15 protein-coding genes are annotated in these 15,386 nt (G+C 65.7%); 7 read left to right on the forward strand and 8 right to left on the reverse strand.

Annotation, left to right across the window (positions count from 1 at the left end):
- Positions 1-50: 50 nt before the first annotated feature.
- From RD110_RS01295 to RD110_RS01305, 3 genes are read right to left on the reverse strand one after another with little or no spacing between them, the layout of a single operon-like run.
- Positions 51-1,085: an ABC transporter substrate-binding protein gene (locus RD110_RS01295; protein WP_076195943.1), complete on the reverse strand. Its 1,035-nt coding sequence runs from the start codon at positions 1,083-1,085 to the stop codon at positions 51-53.
- 38 nt (positions 1,086-1,123) lie between these two features.
- The gene (locus RD110_RS01300) at positions 1,124-2,230 is read right to left on the reverse strand and encodes an ABC transporter ATP-binding protein (protein WP_076195945.1); all 1,107 of its coding nucleotides are present in this window, start codon (positions 2,228-2,230) and stop codon (positions 1,124-1,126) included.
- 23 nt (positions 2,231-2,253) lie between these two features.
- The gene (locus RD110_RS01305; RefSeq protein WP_076195947.1) at positions 2,254-3,522 is read right to left on the reverse strand and encodes a 4-aminobutyrate--2-oxoglutarate transaminase; all 1,269 of its coding nucleotides are present in this window, start codon (positions 3,520-3,522) and stop codon (positions 2,254-2,256) included.
- A gap of 127 nt (positions 3,523-3,649) precedes the next feature.
- Between RD110_RS01305 and pdxR the strand changes: the two genes are divergently transcribed.
- Positions 3,650-5,155, forward strand: coding sequence for a MocR-like pyridoxine biosynthesis transcription factor PdxR (pdxR, locus tag RD110_RS01310; protein WP_076195949.1), 1,506 nt, complete (start codon positions 3,650-3,652; stop codon positions 5,153-5,155).
- Positions 5,156-5,215: 60 nt separating this feature from the next.
- On the opposite strand, the gene RD110_RS01315 is transcribed toward pdxR, so the two are convergent.
- Entirely contained in the window at positions 5,216-6,157 is a 942-nt protein-coding gene (locus RD110_RS01315) for a LysR substrate-binding domain-containing protein (RefSeq protein ID WP_076195951.1), read from the reverse strand.
- Positions 6,158-6,285: 128 nt separating this feature from the next.
- On the opposite strand from RD110_RS01315, the gene RD110_RS01320 reads away from it, so the two are divergent.
- Both RD110_RS01320 and RD110_RS01325 read left to right on the forward strand, forming a co-directional pair.
- Complete coding sequence (locus tag RD110_RS01320) at positions 6,286-7,050, forward strand: SDR family NAD(P)-dependent oxidoreductase (protein WP_076195953.1); 765 nt, start codon at positions 6,286-6,288, stop codon at positions 7,048-7,050.
- 22 nt (positions 7,051-7,072) lie between these two features.
- Complete coding sequence (locus RD110_RS01325) at positions 7,073-7,453, forward strand: nuclear transport factor 2 family protein (protein ID WP_076195955.1); 381 nt, start codon at positions 7,073-7,075, stop codon at positions 7,451-7,453.
- Positions 7,454-7,487: 34 nt separating this feature from the next.
- On the opposite strand, the gene RD110_RS01330 is transcribed toward RD110_RS01325, so the two are convergent.
- On the reverse strand, positions 7,488-8,309 hold the full coding sequence (locus tag RD110_RS01330) for an exodeoxyribonuclease III (protein ID WP_076204214.1): 822 nt from the start codon (positions 8,307-8,309) through the stop codon (positions 7,488-7,490).
- A 10-nt stretch (positions 8,310-8,319) separates the two neighbouring features.
- On the opposite strand from RD110_RS01330, the gene pyrE reads away from it, so the two are divergent.
- Positions 8,320-9,027 (forward strand): orotate phosphoribosyltransferase, encoded by a 708-nt coding sequence (gene pyrE, locus RD110_RS01335; RefSeq protein WP_076195957.1) that lies wholly within the window; start codon positions 8,320-8,322, stop codon positions 9,025-9,027.
- A gap of 59 nt (positions 9,028-9,086) precedes the next feature.
- Positions 9,087-9,647, forward strand: a complete 561-nt coding sequence (locus RD110_RS01340; protein WP_076195960.1) for a DUF4124 domain-containing protein — start codon at positions 9,087-9,089, stop codon at positions 9,645-9,647.
- 195 nt (positions 9,648-9,842) lie between these two features.
- Here the strand turns inward: RD110_RS01340 and gatB are convergent, their stop codons facing one another.
- Genes gatB through gatC form a run of 3 tightly spaced genes read right to left on the reverse strand, consistent with a single transcriptional unit; the run spans position 9,843 to position 13,098 of the window.
- On the reverse strand, positions 9,843-11,303 hold the full coding sequence (gene gatB, locus RD110_RS01345; RefSeq protein WP_076195962.1) for an Asp-tRNA(Asn)/Glu-tRNA(Gln) amidotransferase subunit GatB: 1,461 nt from the start codon (positions 11,301-11,303) through the stop codon (positions 9,843-9,845).
- A 3-nt stretch (positions 11,304-11,306) separates the two neighbouring features.
- Positions 11,307-12,788, reverse strand: coding sequence for an Asp-tRNA(Asn)/Glu-tRNA(Gln) amidotransferase subunit GatA (gene gatA, locus RD110_RS01350; RefSeq protein ID WP_076195964.1), 1,482 nt, complete (start codon positions 12,786-12,788; stop codon positions 11,307-11,309).
- Between the two features lie 10 nt (positions 12,789-12,798).
- The gene (gatC, locus tag RD110_RS01355; RefSeq protein WP_076195966.1) at positions 12,799-13,098 is read right to left on the reverse strand and encodes an Asp-tRNA(Asn)/Glu-tRNA(Gln) amidotransferase subunit GatC; all 300 of its coding nucleotides are present in this window, start codon (positions 13,096-13,098) and stop codon (positions 12,799-12,801) included.
- 220 nt (positions 13,099-13,318) lie between these two features.
- On the opposite strand from gatC, the gene RD110_RS01360 reads away from it, so the two are divergent.
- Positions 13,319-14,365 (forward strand): rod shape-determining protein, encoded by a 1,047-nt coding sequence (locus tag RD110_RS01360; protein ID WP_076195968.1) that lies wholly within the window; start codon positions 13,319-13,321, stop codon positions 14,363-14,365.
- Positions 14,366-14,443: 78 nt separating this feature from the next.
- Positions 14,444-15,364 (forward strand): rod shape-determining protein MreC, encoded by a 921-nt coding sequence (gene mreC / locus RD110_RS01365; RefSeq protein ID WP_076195970.1) that lies wholly within the window; start codon positions 14,444-14,446, stop codon positions 15,362-15,364.
- Positions 15,365-15,386: the final 22 nt, after the last annotated feature.

Consider the following 15,386-nt stretch of genomic DNA (forward strand, 5'->3'; position numbering starts at 1 on the left):
GCGGCGGTGGCGGCAGGGCGGTGTCGGCGTTCATGGTACGGCGTTCCGGCTTACTTCGCGGCCCAGGCGGTGAAGCGCTGCTGCAGTTCCTCGCCGTGGTCGGTCCAGAAGGCGCCGTCGAGCAGCACGGCGTTCTTGCTGTTGGCCGGCGCGTTGGGCAGGTCGGCCAGGGTCTTGGCGTCGAGCATCTTGATCGCGGCCTGGTTCACCGGGCCGTAGGCGATGTTCTTCGCGTAGGCGGCCTGCTGGGCCGGCGCCACGCTGAAGGCGATGTATTCGAGCGCCAGGTCCTTGTTGGGCGAGCCCTTGGGAATGGCCCAGTAGTCGAGGTCATAGATGCCGCCGTCCCACACCACGTTCAATGCCTTGCCTTCGCGGCGCGCGGCGTCGATGCGGCCGTTGAACACCGTGCTCATCACCACGTCGCCGGCCACCAGGAACTGCGGCGGCTGCGCGCCGGCTTCCCACCACTGGATGAAGGGCTTGATTTCGTCGAGCTTCTTGAACGCGCGGTCCACGCCTTCCTTGGTGGCCAGCACCTTGTACACGTCCTTGGCCAGCACGCCATCGGCCATCAGCGCGAACTCGAGGTTGTACAGCGCGGTCTTGCGCATGCCGCGCTTGCCGGGGATCTTCTTCACGTCCCAGAAATCCTTCCAGCCGGTGGGTGCGGTCTTGAGTTTTTCGCTGTTGTAGGCCAGCACGGTGGACCAGACGAAGATGCCGATGCCGCATTCCTGCGGGGCTTCGGGGATGAAGCTCGTCTTCGGGCCGATCTTGCTGTAGTCGAGCTTTTCGTACAGGCCTTCCTCGCAGCCGCGCGCCAGATCGCCCGTCTCCACTTCGACCAGGTCCCAGGTCACGCGCTTGGCCTCGACCATGGCCTTGACCTTGGCCTGCTCGCCGTTGTATTCGACGCCGATGATCTTGTTGCCGGTCTGCTTTTCATAGGGTTGCACGAAGGCCGCCTTCTGCGCGTTGCCGTTGGCGCCGCCGAAGTTGACGACGGTGAGGTCCTTGGCCGAGGCCAGACCGCAGGCCAGCAGGGCGGCGGCTGCGGAGACATGGAGGGTGAAACGATGCATGGTGAAGACCTTTCAGGTTTTGGAGGGCGGGGAAGGAATCAGGAAAAGATGCGCAGATGCTCGGGCTCGAAGGCCAGCGCGACGGGCTGACCCGGTGCCAGGCTGGCCAGCGCGGGTGTGTCGAGCGGCACCTTGACGAAGCATTGCGGCTGCTCGGTGAAGTCGCATTGCAGGCGCACGTGGTCGCCGAAGTAGATGACGCCGGCGGCGTGGCCGCGCAGCACGTTGCCGGCGTCCGCGGCTTTGGCGGCATCGCTCGCATCCACCAGGCGCATGCGTTCGGGGCGGATGCTGGCCGTGGCCGCCTGGCCGGGCGTGGCCTCGCCAACGCGCACGCCGCGCAGCACGTGGCCGCCCGGAAGATTCAGCGTGCAGCGATCACCTTCGCGCAGGCCGATCTGGCCCTGCAGCCGGTTGCTGTCGCCGATGAAGCTGGCCACGAAGGCGTTGCCCGGTGTCTCGTACAAGGCGCCCACGGGGTCGAGCTGCTGGATGAGGCCCTGGTCGAACACGGCCACGCGGTCGGACATGGTGAGCGCCTCGCCCTGGTCGTGCGTCACGTAGACGAAGGTCACGCCGAGCTGGCGGTGCAGGGCCTTGAGCTCGAGCTGCATGTGTTCGCGCAGTTGCTTGTCGAGTGCGCCGAGCGGTTCGTCCATCAGCACCAGCTGCGGCTTGAACACCAGCGCGCGGGCCAGGGCGATGCGCTGCTGCTGGCCGCCGGAGAGCTGCGCCGGGAAACGTTCGCCGAAGGCCTCCATGCGCACCATCGCCAGCGCCTCGCGGACCTGGCGCTGCCGCGCCTCGCCGCTCACGCCGCGCACCTGCAGCGGGTAGCCCACGTTCTGCGCCACCGTCATGTGCGGGAACAGCGCGTAGTTCTGGAACACCATGCCGATGTTGCGCTTGTGCGGCGGCACGCGGTTGAGCAGCTTGCCGTCCAGCCGGATCTCGCCGCTGGTGGGGAATTCGAAGCCGGCCAGCATCATCAGGCAGGTGGTCTTGCCCGAGCCGGAGGGGCCGAGCAGGGTGAGGAACTCGCCGCGGTAGATGTCCAGGTCGAGTTGTTTCACGACCAGGTTCTCGCCGTCGTAGGTCTTCTTCACACCGCGGAAACTGACCAGGATGTCTTTGTCGGTAGGCATGGGAACTCCTTCGGGTGATCGCTTCAGGCCTGGCGCAGCGCGCCTTCCAGGATGTCCAGCGCCTCGTCGAAGACGGCGTCCTGGATCGTCAATGGAAACAGGAAACGGATGACATTGCCATAGGTGCCGCAGCTGAGCAGCAGCAGGCCGTGGCCCAATGCATGCGACTGCACCTTCTTCAGGAAATCCACGTCGGGTTCGCCGTCGGCGGGACGGTTGAACTCCACCGCGACCATGCCGCCCGGCCCGCGCACGTCGCTGATCTGCGGCACGTCCTTGCGGATGCGATGGAGCCGCGCCTTGAGCTTCTCGCCCAGGCCCTGGGCACGCTCGGCCAGTTGCTCCTGCGTGATGACATCCAGCACCGCATGCGCCGCCGCCACCGCCAGCGGATTGCCCGCATAGGTGCCGCCCAGGCCGCCGGGCTGGGCCGCGTCCATGATCTCGGCGCGGCCGCACACGGCCGACAGCGGCATGCCGCCGGCCAGGCTCTTGGCCAGCGTCATCAGGTCGGGCAACACGTCGTAATGCTCCATGGCGAACAGCCGGCCGGTGCGTGCGAAGCCGGTCTGCACCTCGTCGGCGATCAGCAGGATGCCATGCGTGTCGCACACCTTGCGCAGTTCGCGCATGAATTCGGGCGGCACCATGTAGAAGCCGCCTTCGCCCTGCACCGGCTCGATGATGACGGCGGCCACCCGCGTCGGGTCGATGTCGGCCTTGAACAACTGCTGCAGCGCCTTGAGCGCGGCATCCACCGTCACGCCGTGCAGTGCGTTCGGAAAGGGCAGGTGGTAGATGTCGCTCGGAAAAGGGCCGAAGCCGACCTTGTAGGGCGCCACCTTGCCCGTCAGCGCCATGCCCAGCATGGTGCGGCCGTGGAAGCCGCCGCCGAAGGCGATCACGCCCGGCCGGCCGGTGGCGGCGCGCGCGATCTTCACGGCGTTTTCCACGGCCTCGGCGCCGGTGCTGAACAACGCTGTCTTCTTCGCGTGCTTGCCGGGCGTGATGGCGTTGATGCGCTCGGCCAGTTCCACGTAAGAGGCGTAGGGCACGATCTGGTAGGCGGTGTGGGTGAAGCGGTCGAGCTGGGCGCGGATCGCGGCCACCACCTTGGGGTGGCGATGGCCGGTGTTGAGCACGGCGATGCCGGCGGCGAAGTCGATGTAGCGGCGGCCTTCCACGTCCCACAGTTCGGCGTTCTCGGCGCGGTCGGCGTAGAAGTTGCACATCACGCCCACGCCGCGCGGGGTGGCGGCATCCTTGCGTTGTTGCAGGGTCTGGTTGTTCACTGGATGGTCCTCGGTTCGGCTGGATCGTTGAAGCGTGGCCGGAGTGTGCGGACTTTCGGTCCTATACTGAAGAACCATTCAGCGCTTTTTCATGGAACCACTTTCTAAGGGTTAGCGAGGAAGAAACATGGATGCCATCCTGTCCGACTGGCTGCTCGAGCGCCTCGATACCGATGCCCCGGAGCCGGCCTACCGCCAACTCTTCAGGCTGCTGCAGCAGGCCATCCTGTCCGGCCGGCTGGCCGCCGGCGCCAAGCTGCCGTCGTCGCGCACGCTGGGCGCCGACCTTGCCATCGCGCGCAACACCGTGATCCAGGTCTACGAGCAGTTGCTGGTCGAGGGCTACGTCGAGACCCAGAGCGGAAGCGGCACCTACGTGGCCGACACCTCGCCCGACCGTGTGGACGAAGGCTCGGCCGGTGCGCCGCGGCGTGCGGTGCGCGACCGCCATCGCCTGTCGGCGCGCGGCAAACGCACCATCGAACTCAGCGGTGTGTCGAAGCAGCAGTGGGGCGCCTTCATGCCTGGCGTGCCCGATGTGACCGAGTTCCCGCTCAAGGCCTGGACCCGCCTGCAAAGCCGCATCTGGCGCAACCCCAAGCCCGAGCTGATGACCTATGCGCCGGGTGGCGGCTACCGGCCGCTGCGCCGTGCGCTGGCCGACCACCTGCGCGTGGCCCGCTCGGCCAACTGCCAGCCCGAGCAGATCGTCATCACCACCGGCATCCACCAGTCGGTGGACCTGGCGGTGCGCCTGCTGTGCGACGTGGGCGACCAGGTGTGGATCGAGGAGCCGTGCTACTGGGGCCTGCGCGGCATCCTGCTGTCTTCAGGGCTCAAGCTCACGCCGATACCGGTCGATGGCGAAGGCATCAACCCCGACGCGAAGCACCTGGCCAGGCCGCCCCGGCTGATCATCTGCACGCCCTCGCACCAATACCCGCTGGGCATGGTGATGAGCCTGGCGCGGCGGCGCATGCTGCTGGAGTACGCGCGCCAGCACAACTGCTGGATCATCGAGGACGACTACGACAGCGAATTCCGCTTCGGCATCCGGCCGCTGGCCTCGCTGCAGGGGCTGGACACCAACGGCCAGGTGATCTACCTCTCCAGCTTCAGCAAGACCCTGTTTCCCGGGATGCGCGTGGGCTACATGGCCGTGCCCGCGCCGCTGGCCGACCTGTTCTCGCTGGGCCTGGCCGAGCTGTACCGCGAGGGCCAGCTGATGCAACAGGCGGTGCTGGCGGAGTTCATCGACGAGGGCTACCTGAATTCGCACATTCGGCGCATGCGCGGCCTGTACGCCGAGCGGCGCAGCCTGCTGATCGCCGCCGTGCAGCGCCGCTTCGGCGACGCCCTGCCGGTGATGGGCGACGAGGCCGGCTTGCACCTGGTGCTGGGCCTGCCGCACCTGCGCGACGACTGGGCCGTGTGCCGCACGGCCATGGAACGCGGCATCATCGCCCGGCCGCTGAGCGCCTATTACAGTGTGGCCAAGGCGGCGCAGGTGGGGCTGCTGCTGGGTTACGGTTGTGTGCCCAATGAAAAGATCGGGCCGGCTTTCGACACCCTGGCCGATGTGATCGAGGAAGTCAGCAAAGCGGGGCGCAAGACGCGGCGCAGCGTGGCTTGAACGACTGCGAAGCCACACGTCGGACCGCCAGCACGGGGTGCTCGTCAACCTTCTGTGCGTTCACTGGTCGTCGAACGGCGCGAATACCTCCGCCACCCAATCGACGAACAGCCGGATCTTGGCGGCCAGATGCCGATTGCTCGCATAAAGCACGTGAAAGGGTTGACGCGGCCGGGTCCAGTCGTCGAGCACAGTGCGGAGCCGGCCGCTTTCGAGGTGAGGGGCCGCCATGAACTTGAACGCCTGCCCGATGCCGACGCCAGCGAGCAGCGCGCTCAGGTGGGCCGTGCTTTCGTTGACCGCCACCTCCACCTGACCGTGCACCAGCACCTGCTCGCCGCCCTTGTGGAACTCGAGCGGGAAGGCTCTGCCGGTGAGCGACGAGAAGTAACCGGCGATGGCGTGGCCCGGGACACGTGTCTTGTCTGTCGCATCAGCCGCGCGCGGCATCAGTTCATGCGGGTGACTCGGGATGCCCCGCGCCTTTAGATAGAGCGGGCTCGCGCAGGTGACCCAATCCATGTTGGCGATGCGTCGCGCCACCAGCGATGTGTCGACCAGCGCGCCACCGCGAATGGCACAGTCCACGCCTTCGCCGATCAGGTCGATCGGACGGTCGCTCACACCAAGATCGACGTGCAGGTCCGGATAACGCGCACGAAAGCTCGGCAGGGCGGGAATCAGGATCATGTTGGCCAGCACGGACCCCACGTCGATGCGAATGCGCCCTTGCGGCCTGGCCCGTGCACGGGCCGCGTTCTCGTCCATGTCTTCGAGCTCGCCAATCAGATGTTTGGCGCGTTCGTAATAGGCGGTTCCCTCCGGCGTGACGTTGATGCGCCGTGTCGTCCGATGCAGCAGCTTGGTGCCCAGGTGGCGTTCCAGGTCCTGCACCAGCTTGGTCACGGTGGGGCGCGGAATGTTCATCGAGTCCGCGGCTTTCGAGAATGCGCCCGACTCGGCAATCCGCACAAATACACGCAGGGCAAGCAGTTGGTCCATGGGGGCAGTGGTGGTTTTTATGGCGGTAATTATTCACAGCCATGAAATAAGAAGTCAAATTTTTCATCTTTATCCATGGCCATGAATTACCTAGACTGCAACCACCTTATCAACCACTGGAGCATTTCATGGGCAACAAACTCTCGGGCAAAGTCGCCATCGTCACCGGCGGCACCACCGGCATCGGCCTCGCGGCAGCGAAGGCCTTCGCGTCGGAAGGCGCGTTCGTCTACATCACCGGCCGTCGCCAGGCCGAGCTGGATGCGGCCGTGGCCGCCATCGGTCAGAACGCGATCGGCGTCCGGGCCGATTCGACCAAGCTCGACGACCTGGATCGCCTCTACGACACGGTACAGGCCCATCACGGCCGCCTCGATGTGTTGTATGCGAACGCGGGTGGCGGAGAGATGCTGGCGCTCGGCGCCATCACCGAGGCGCACTTCGATCAAACTTTCCATCGCAACGTGAAGGCCGTCGTGTTCACGGTGCAGAAGGCGCTGCCCTTGCTCGAGAAGGCGGCGAACGGCGCTTCCGTCATCCTGGCCGGTTCGACAACAAGCATCAAGGGCACGGCGAACTTCAGCATCTACAGCGCGACCAAGGCCGCCGTCCGCAACCTCGCCCGCAGCTGGGTGCTGGACCTGAAAGGCCGCGCGATCCGCATCAACACCCTGTCGCCCGGTCCGATCCACACGCCAGGCCTGGTCGAACTCGCAGGGACTGACGTAGTCCAGCAGCAGGGCTTGCTCGATTACCTGACCTCGCAGATTCCGATCGGGCGCATCGGGCAACCCGACGACGTTGCCAACGCCGCGGTGTTTCTTGCTTCCGACGATTCGTCGTTCATCACCGGCATCGAGTTGTTCGCCGATGGCGGCCTCGCTCAGGTTTGAGCCGACCTCACAAGGACCCAACATGAAAACCGCATTGCAACTGCTTCAGGCCTACCTCGACAACGTACAGACACCCGCAGTGTCTGCGGCGCAGTTCTCGGAAAACGGCGTTCTTGAACTGCCGACAGTGAACGCGCACGCGGAAGGTCCAGCGGCCGTCGAGATGCTGCTCACCGGCCTCCTCGCCAAAGTGCCCGACTTCCGCTTCAAGAACCTCAAAGTCTGGATCGAAACGCCCGACAAGGTCTTTGCGGAATACTCTGTCGAAGCGCTGGTGGTCGATACGGGCAAGGTCTATCAACAGACCTACGCCGGTCTGCTGATCGCAGAGAACGGCAAGATCAAGCTGCTGCGAGAAGCGCTGGACACGGCCGCCGCAGCGCGGGCGTTCAGCAAGGACTGACTCAGCGCTGGGTTGACGGCATCCCCCCTGGTGTTCAGATGACCATGTCGTATTCGACGGTCAGCGGTGCGTGGTCGCTGAACTTCACGTCCTTGTAGATGTGTTCGCTGCGCGCCAGCGCCGCCGTGGCGGGTGTCGCCAGGTGGTAGTCGAGCCGCCATCCCACGTTGTTCGCATACGCCTGGCCGCGGTTGCTCCACCAGGTGTAGGCGGTGTCGGTGGTGTCGGGTTGCAGCAGGCGGTAGACGTCGACCAGGCCCAGGCCGTCGGCGGCCAGCGGGTCGAGGTCGGCACGGGCCAGCAGGTGGGTCATCCAGGCGCGCTCCTCGGGCAGGAAGCCGCTGTTCTTCTGGTTGCTGCGCCAGTTCTTCAGATCCATTTCGCGGTGCGCGATGTTCACGTCGCCGCACAGGATGAACTCACGCGTGGCCTTGAGCCGCGCCAGGTGCGGCAGGAACTCCGCGAGGAAGCGGAATTTGGCCTGCTGGCGCAGTTCACCCGAGGAGCCGCTGGGGAAATAGCAGCTGATGACCGATAGCTTGCGCGTCGGCGTGTCGAAGCGCAACTCCACATACCGGCCTTCGGCGTCGAATTCGGCCGACCCATAGCCCGTCACGACCTCGCTCGGCACATGCTTGCTGTACACGGCCACGCCCGAATACCCCTTCTTCTCGGCGAAGTGGAAATGGCCCTGCAGGCCGGCCAGTTGTTCGAAGCGGCCGCGCACGTCGGCGGCCTGGGCCTTGACTTCCTGGACACAAATACAATCTGGGCCGGTCGCGGCAATCCAGGCTTCGACACCCTTGGTGGTGGCGGAGCGGATGCCGTTGAGATTGAGGCTGGTTAACTTGAACAAGGACTTCTCCATGGTTGGCAAAACGGACAAAGCGGACGCGGCGCAGGATGCGCTGGCCCAGGAATTCGTGCAATTCTCCGTTGATTCCGGCGTGCTGCGTTTTGGCGAGTTCAAGACCAAGGCCGGCCGCATGAGCCCCTATTTCTTCAATTCCGGCCTGTTCGACGACGGCGCCAAGCTGGGTCGGCTCGCCGCCTTCTATGCCAAGCGGCTGCTGGCCAGCGGCATCGAGTTCGACATGGTGTTCGGCCCGGCCTACAAGGGCATTCCCTTGGGCGCGGCCGTGGCCATCGAACTGGCACGGCTGGGCCGCAACGTGCCGTTTGCCTACAACCGCAAGGAAGCCAAGGCGCATGGCGAAGGCGGCTCGCTGGTCGGCGCGCCGCTCAAGGGCCGCGTGCTGATCGTGGACGACGTGATGTCTGCCGGCACGGCGGTGCGCGAATCGATTGCCATCATCCAGGCCGCTGGCGCCACGGCGCATGCGGTGGCCATCGCCCTCGACCGGCAGGAGATGGCCACCGAGAACGGCCAGGATGTGCCGCACAGCGCGGTGCAATATGTGCGTGATACCCTGGGGCTGCAGGTGTGCGCGATTGCGAAGCTGGCCGATTTATTGCAGTATCTGGCCCTTCATGGCAAGGACGGCCTCGGCGCACACCACGCCGCAGTTTTGGCCTATCGACAACGTTACGGTGTGGACCAAGGAACTATGTGACTCGGTGGACTCGGTATGGCGCGGCGGCGCTTGTTTGCAGCGGCTTTCTTTGCCAGGTCTTGGCGCAGAGCATCTACCGCTGCACCGACGCGCGCGGCAACAAACTCACTTCCGACCGGCCGATTCCCGAGTGCCTGGATCGCGAGCAGAACGAGCTCAACCCCAGCGGCACGGTGAAGCGCAGTGTCGGCCCGTCGCTCACCGCGAGCGAACGCGAACGCATCGAGGCCCAGCAGAAAAAGGATGCCGAGGAAAAGGTGCGCGTCAATGAGGAACGCCGCCGCAACCGTGCGTTGCTGATGCGTTACCAGGACCAGGCCGCGCACGACCGGGAGCGCGCCGATGCGCTCAAGCAGGTCGACGAAGTCATCGCCGCCGCCAACAAGCGCCTGGCCGAACTCGACAAACAGAACGAGGCCATCAACGCCGAACTCGAGTTCTACAAGAACGACCCCGCCAAGGCCCCGCCGAAGCTGCGCCGCCAGATCGCCGAACACGAGGACAGCGTGCGCGCACAGCAGCGCTTCATCGCCGACCAGACGCTGGAGAAGAAACGCGTGAACGACCGTTTCGACGAGGAACTGGCGCGGCTCAAGCCGCTGTGGGCCGGCGCACGCTGAGCGCCCACCGTTTTTGGGTGGGTCTCTACCTCCGTAGGAGGCTGGGCCCGAGCGTATTCAGGCTGAGCCCCCAACCCCGTTCGTGCTGAGCCTGTCGACGCACCGTCGCCGTCCATCCTTCGACAGGCTCAGGACGAACGGAGTGGCCTTCGACGGGCTCAGGACGAACGGGATGTCAGGGCAAAGGGGCGGGCGCTAGCCCAAGCGGGCCTTCAACAACTCGTTGACCTGCGTCGGATTGGCCTTGCCCTTGCTGGCCTTCATGATCTGGCCGACCAGCGCGTTGAAGGCCTTGTCCTTGCCGGCGCGGTACTCTTCCACGTTCTTTGCATTGGCCGCAATGACTTCGTCGACGATGGCTTCCAGGGCACCGCTGTCGTTCATCTGCTTCAGGCCCTTGGCCTCGATGATGGTGTCCACTTCACCGCCATCCGTCCACAACACGTCGAACACCTGGCGTGCCGCACTGTTGGAGATCGTGCCATCGGCGATGCGTTGGAGCATCTGCGCCAGGCGCCCGGCGTCGACGGGCGCCTGCGCGATGTCCAGCTCGCCCGCATTGAGCCGGCGCGAGATCTCGCCCATGATCCAGTTGCTGGCCAGCTTGGCCTGGCCGCTGGCCTTGGCCGCGGCTTCGAAATACGCGCTCATCGCCTTGCTCTGTGTGAGCGAGGCGGCGTCGTAGTCCGACAGCCCATAGTCCTTGACGAAACGCGCCGCCATCACCCGCGGCAGCTCGGCCATCTCGGCGCGCACACGCTCCACCCATTCCGGCGCCACCACCAGCGGCGGCAGGTCCGGGTCGGGGAAGTAGCGGTAGTCCGCCGCGTCTTCCTTGGTGCGCATGGCGCGGGTCTCGCCAGTGTCTGGGTTGAACAGCACCGTGGCCTGCTGGATGGCGTGGCCGTCTTCCAGTTGCTCGATCTGCCAGCGCACCTCGTAGTCGATGGCCTGCTGCATGAACTTGAAGCTGTTCAGGTTCTTGATCTCGCGGCGCGTGCCCAGAGGCTCGCCGGGCTTGCGCACCGACACGTTCGCGTCGCAGCGGAAGCTGCCTTCCTGCATGTTGCCGTCGCAGATCCCGATCCAGGTGACGATCTTGTGCAGTTCCTTGGCATAGGCCACGGCCTCGGCGCTGGAGCGCATGTCGGGCTCGGTCACGATCTCCAAGAGCGGCGTGCCCGCGCGGTTCAGGTCGATGCCGGTCTGCCCCACGAAGTCCTCGTGCAATGACTTGCCGGCGTCTTCTTCCAGATGCGCGCGCACCAGGCGCACGGTCTTCTTTTCGTCCCCCAGATAGAACTCGACCGCACCGCCCTGCACCACGGGGATCTCGAACTGGCTGATCTGGTAGCCCTTGGGTAGGTCCGGGTAGAAGTAGTTCTTGCGTGCGAACACGCTGCGCGGCGCAATGGTGGAGCCCAGCGCCAGGCCGAGCTGGATGGCACGTTCGACGGCGCCCTTGTTCATCACCGGCAGCGTGCCCGGCAGCGCGATGTCGACCGCGCAGGCCTGGGTGTTCGGCTCGGCGCCGAAAGCGGTCGATGCGCGGCTGAAGATCTTGCTTTGCGTGGAGAGCTGGGCATGGGTCTCGAAGCCGATCACGACTTCGTAGCCGTGCACCAGCAGGCTGCTTGTTTTGCTTGTGGTCGTCATTTTTTACTTGGCCCCTGCCGGTTGGCGCAGATGGAAGTCGGTGGCCTGCTGCAGGCGGTGCGCCATGTTCAGCAGTTGGCCTTCCTTCAGGTAATTGCCGATCAACTGCAGGCCGACGGGCATGCCGCCGGCCCCCAGGCCTGCCGGTACGCTCATGCCGGGCAGGCCGGCCAGCGAGGAGGGCAGGGTGAAGATGTCGGCCAGGTAGTTGGCGACCGGGTCGTCCGACTTGTCGCCGAGCTTCCACGCCACGGTGGGCGCCACCGGGCCGGCGATCACGTCGCACTGCTGGAAGGCCTGCTGGAAGTCGTCGGCGATCATGCGGCGGATCTTCTGCGCCTGCAGGTAATAGGCGTCGTAGTAGCCGTGGCTCAGCACATAGGTGCCGATCATGATGCGGCGCTTGACCTCGTCGCCGAAGCCTTCGGCGCGGGTCTTCTTGTACATGTCGATCAGGTCGGTGTAGTGCGCCGCGCGATGGCCGAACTTCACGCCGTCGAAGCGGCTGAGGTTGGAGCTGGCCTCGGCCGGCGCGATGATGTAGTACACGGGGATCGACAGTTCGGTGCGTGGCAGCGAGATCTCCACCAGTTTGGCGCCGAGCTTCTCGTATTCCTTGAGCGCCGCATCGACCGCCGTGCGCACGTCGGCCGACACGCCGGCGTTGAAGAACTCCTTGGGCAGGCCGATACGCAGGCCTTCGATGGATTGGTTCAGCGCCAGTGAATAGTTTTCCGCCGGCACGTCGAGCGAGGTCGAGTCGCGGTCGAGGTCCGGGCCGCACATGGCGGCGAGCAGCAGCGCGCAGTCCTCGGCGCTGCGCGCCATCACGCCGGCCTGGTCCAGGCTCGACGCGAACGCGACCATGCCATAGCGCGAGGCGCGGCCGTAGGTTGGCTTGATGCCGGTGATGCCGCAGAACGAAGCCGGCTGGCGGATCGAGCCGCCGGTGTCGGTGCCGGTCACGGCCGGCGCCAGGCGCGCGGCCACGGCCACCGCGCTGCCGCCGGACGAGCCACCTGGAATGCGGCTGGTGTCCCAGGGATTCAGTGCGGGTTGGAAGGCCGAGTTCTCGTTGGCCGAGCCCATGGCGAATTCGTCGCAGTTGAGCTTGCCCAGCGTGACCGCGCCATGCCCGGCGAGTTTGGCGACCACGGTGCCGTCGAAGGACGAACGGTAGCCGGCGAGCATCTTCGAGCCGGCCGTGGTGGGGAAATCCTTGGTGACGAAGATGTCCTTGTGGGCGATCGGCACGCCTTCGAGCACACCACCGTTGCCGGCGGCGAGCCGCGCATCGGCTGCCGCGGCCTGGCGCAGCGTGACTTCGGCATCGGTGGCCAGAAACGCGCCGAGTTGGTCCTGCTCGGCCATGCGGGCCATGAAATGTTGTGCGGCTTCGACGGCGGAAAACTTGTGCTCGCGCAGTTGCCGGGCCATCTCGGCCACGCCGAGGTCGTGAAGAGATTTGTTCGATTCTGTGGTCATGACGCCTGGCTTATTCGATCACTTTGGGGACAAGGAACAGGCCGCGTTCCACGGCCGGCGCGGTCTGCTGGTTGGCCTCGCGTTGGTTGGGCTCGCTCACCACGTCGTCGCGCAGGCGCAGCGTGATGTCTTCCATCACCGCCACCGGATGGGCCAGGGGCTCGATGCCGGTGGTGTCCACCGCGCGCATCTGTTCGACGATGTCGAAGAAGCCATTGAGTTGGGTCAGCAGGCGTTCGCTTTCCGCAGGCTGCAGTTCGAGCCGTGCGAGATTGGCGATGCGCTCGATTTCTTGGGAATTGAGGGCCATGGCGAGTGCGTTGAAGGTGCGTCGGGGAGGGTGTTAAGCGCAGGTAAAAGTCAGCCCTGGCTCAAGCACAAGGTAGTTATTCACAGGGAGTGCGGTATTATCCCGCCTTTGGTCCAACGGCTGCGAAGTCGCCCGTATTGGCACCGAAAACCCCTATTTTGACCCGTTTTACAGCGGCGATGGCCGGCCGAAGCGCCAGTCATGCCCGAGAGGATTCTGCATGTTTGGAGCTTTTCGTCGGTATTTTTCGACCGACCTGGCCATCGACCTTGGCACGGCCAACACCCTGATCTACGTGCGCGACAAGGGCATCGTGCTCGACGAGCCTTCGGTCGTGGCCATCCGCCATGAGGGCGGCGCCCAGGGCAAGAAGACGATCCAGGCCGTGGGCAAGGAAGCCAAGGCCATGCTCGGCAAGGTACCCGGCAACATCGAGGCGATCCGCCCGATGAAGGACGGCGTGATCGCCGATTTCGTGATCACCGAGCAGATGATCAAGCAGTTCATCAAGATGGTGCACCCGCGCGGCATGCTGCGGCCCAGCCCGCGCATCATCATCTGCGTGCCCTGCGGTTCGACCCAGGTCGAAAAACGCGCCATCCGCGATGCGGCCCTCGGTGCCGGCGCCTCGGCCGTGCACCTGATCGAGGAACCCATGGCCGCGGCCATCGGCGCCGGCCTGCCGGTCTCCGAGCCCAGCGGCTCGATGGTGGTGGACATCGGCGGCGGCACCACCGAGGTCGGCGTGATCTCGCTCGGCGGCATGGTCTACAAGGGCAGCGTGCGGGTGGGCGGCGACAAGTTCGACGAAGCCATCATCAGCTACATCCGCCGCAACTACGGCATGCTGATCGGCGAACCCACGGCCGAAGCCATCAAGAAGAACATCGGCTCGGCGTTTCCGGGCTCCGAGGTCAAGGAAATGGAAGTCAAGGGCCGCAACCTCTCCGAAGGCGTGCCGCGCAGCTTCACGATCTCGAGCAACGAAATCCTCGAGGCCCTGACCGATCCGCTGAACAACATCGTCGCTGCCGTGAAGAACGCGCTGGAACAGACCCCGCCCGAACTCGGTGCCGACATCGCCGAGCGCGGCATGATGCTCACCGGCGGTGGCGCCCTGCTGCGCGACCTGGACCGCCTGCTGGCCGAGGAAACCGGCCTGCCGGTGCTGGTGGCCGAAGACCCGCTGACCTGCGTGGTGCGCGGCTGCGGCATCGCCCTGGAACGGATGGAGCGGCTCGGCGGCTCCATTTTTACCAGCGAGTAATCCGTCACCGGCCTCGGTGCGACGCCCTCGCAGCGAAGCCGTTACGGTCAACCTTTTGTCTCAACCAGAGGTACGGCGATGCCACTCGGTACGCTGGACAGGACACCCCCCCCGTTTTTCAAGCAGGGCCCCTCGGCCCTGACCAAGCTGATGGTGTTCAGCGCGCTGGCCGTCTTCCTGATGGTGGCCGACGCACGCTTCAAGCTGATGCAGCCGCTGCGCGCGGCCGTGGCCACGGCGCTATTCCCGGTGCAATGGGCCGCCCTGGCGCCGGTGCGGCTGGTACAGGGCGGCGGCAGCTATGTCGAATCGCTGGCCAAGGCGCAGGCCGCCGCCGATGCCGCCGAGCGCAAGCTGGCCACGCAGTCGGTGCGCGCCGGCCAGGTCGAACAGCTCACGCTGGAAAACCGCCGCCTGCGCGACCTGCTGCAGCTGCGCCAGCAACTCGCCTCGCCGGGCCAGGCCGCCGAGGTGCTGTACGACGCCGCCGATCCCTACACCCGCAAGGTGATCATCGACAAGGGCATGACACAGGGCGTGGTGGCCGGCTCGCCAGTGCTCGACGAAACCGGTGTGCTGGGCCAGGTCACCCGCGTCTATCCCCTGATCAGCGAAGTCACGCTGCTGATCGACCGGGACCAGGCCGTGCCGGTGCTCAACACCCGCACCGGCGCGCGCAGCGTGGCCTACGGCGAACCTTCGGCCTCCGGCGGTCTGCTCGAGCTGCGCTTCATGGCCGGCAATTCCGATATCAAGGAGGGCGACGTGCTCACCACCAGCGGCGTCGACGGCGTCTATCCCACGGGGCTGTTGGTCGCCAGGATCGAGCGCATCGAACGCCGCGCCGATTCGGCGTTTGCGCGCGTCTATTGCGTGCCGGCCGCGCGCATGGGCAGCGCGCGCCATGTGATGGTGCTCGCGCCGATGACGGCCCAGTTGCCGGAGCCGCCGCCGCGCGCCGAGCCGGTCGTGCCCCCGCCGAAGAAGGCCCGCAAATGAAGTCCATCCAACGCCCCGCCAA

The organism is Rhodoferax koreense, from assembly GCF_001955695.1.
GTDB classification, from domain to species: Bacteria; Pseudomonadota; Gammaproteobacteria; order Burkholderiales; family Burkholderiaceae_C; genus Rhodoferax_B; species Rhodoferax_B koreensis.

Excerpts from the sequence above, each read along its gene's own strand:
- mreC (WP_076195970.1), top strand. The coding sequence starts at position 14,444 with ATGCCACTCGGTACGCTGGACAGGACACCCCCCCCGTTTTTCAAGCAG.
- pdxR (WP_076195949.1), top strand. The coding sequence starts at position 3,650 with ATGGATGCCATCCTGTCCGACTGGCTGCTCGAGCGCCTCGATACCGAT.
- RD110_RS01315 (WP_076195951.1), bottom strand. The coding sequence starts at position 6,157 with ATGGACCAACTGCTTGCCCTGCGTGTATTTGTGCGGATTGCCGAGTCG.
- gatB (WP_076195962.1), bottom strand. The coding sequence starts at position 11,303 with ATGACGACCACAAGCAAAACAAGCAGCCTGCTGGTGCACGGCTACGAA.
- gatC (WP_076195966.1), bottom strand. The coding sequence starts at position 13,098 with ATGGCCCTCAATTCCCAAGAAATCGAGCGCATCGCCAATCTCGCACGG.
- gatA (WP_076195964.1), bottom strand. The coding sequence starts at position 12,788 with ATGACCACAGAATCGAACAAATCTCTTCACGACCTCGGCGTGGCCGAG.
- RD110_RS01295 (WP_076195943.1), bottom strand. The coding sequence starts at position 1,085 with ATGCATCGTTTCACCCTCCATGTCTCCGCAGCCGCCGCCCTGCTGGCC.
- RD110_RS01360 (WP_076195968.1), top strand. The coding sequence starts at position 13,319 with ATGTTTGGAGCTTTTCGTCGGTATTTTTCGACCGACCTGGCCATCGAC.
- RD110_RS01325 (WP_076195955.1), top strand. The coding sequence starts at position 7,073 with ATGAAAACCGCATTGCAACTGCTTCAGGCCTACCTCGACAACGTACAG.
- pyrE (WP_076195957.1), top strand. The coding sequence starts at position 8,320 with ATGGTTGGCAAAACGGACAAAGCGGACGCGGCGCAGGATGCGCTGGCC.
- RD110_RS01300 (WP_076195945.1), bottom strand. The coding sequence starts at position 2,230 with ATGCCTACCGACAAAGACATCCTGGTCAGTTTCCGCGGTGTGAAGAAG.
- RD110_RS01320 (WP_076195953.1), top strand. The coding sequence starts at position 6,286 with ATGGGCAACAAACTCTCGGGCAAAGTCGCCATCGTCACCGGCGGCACC.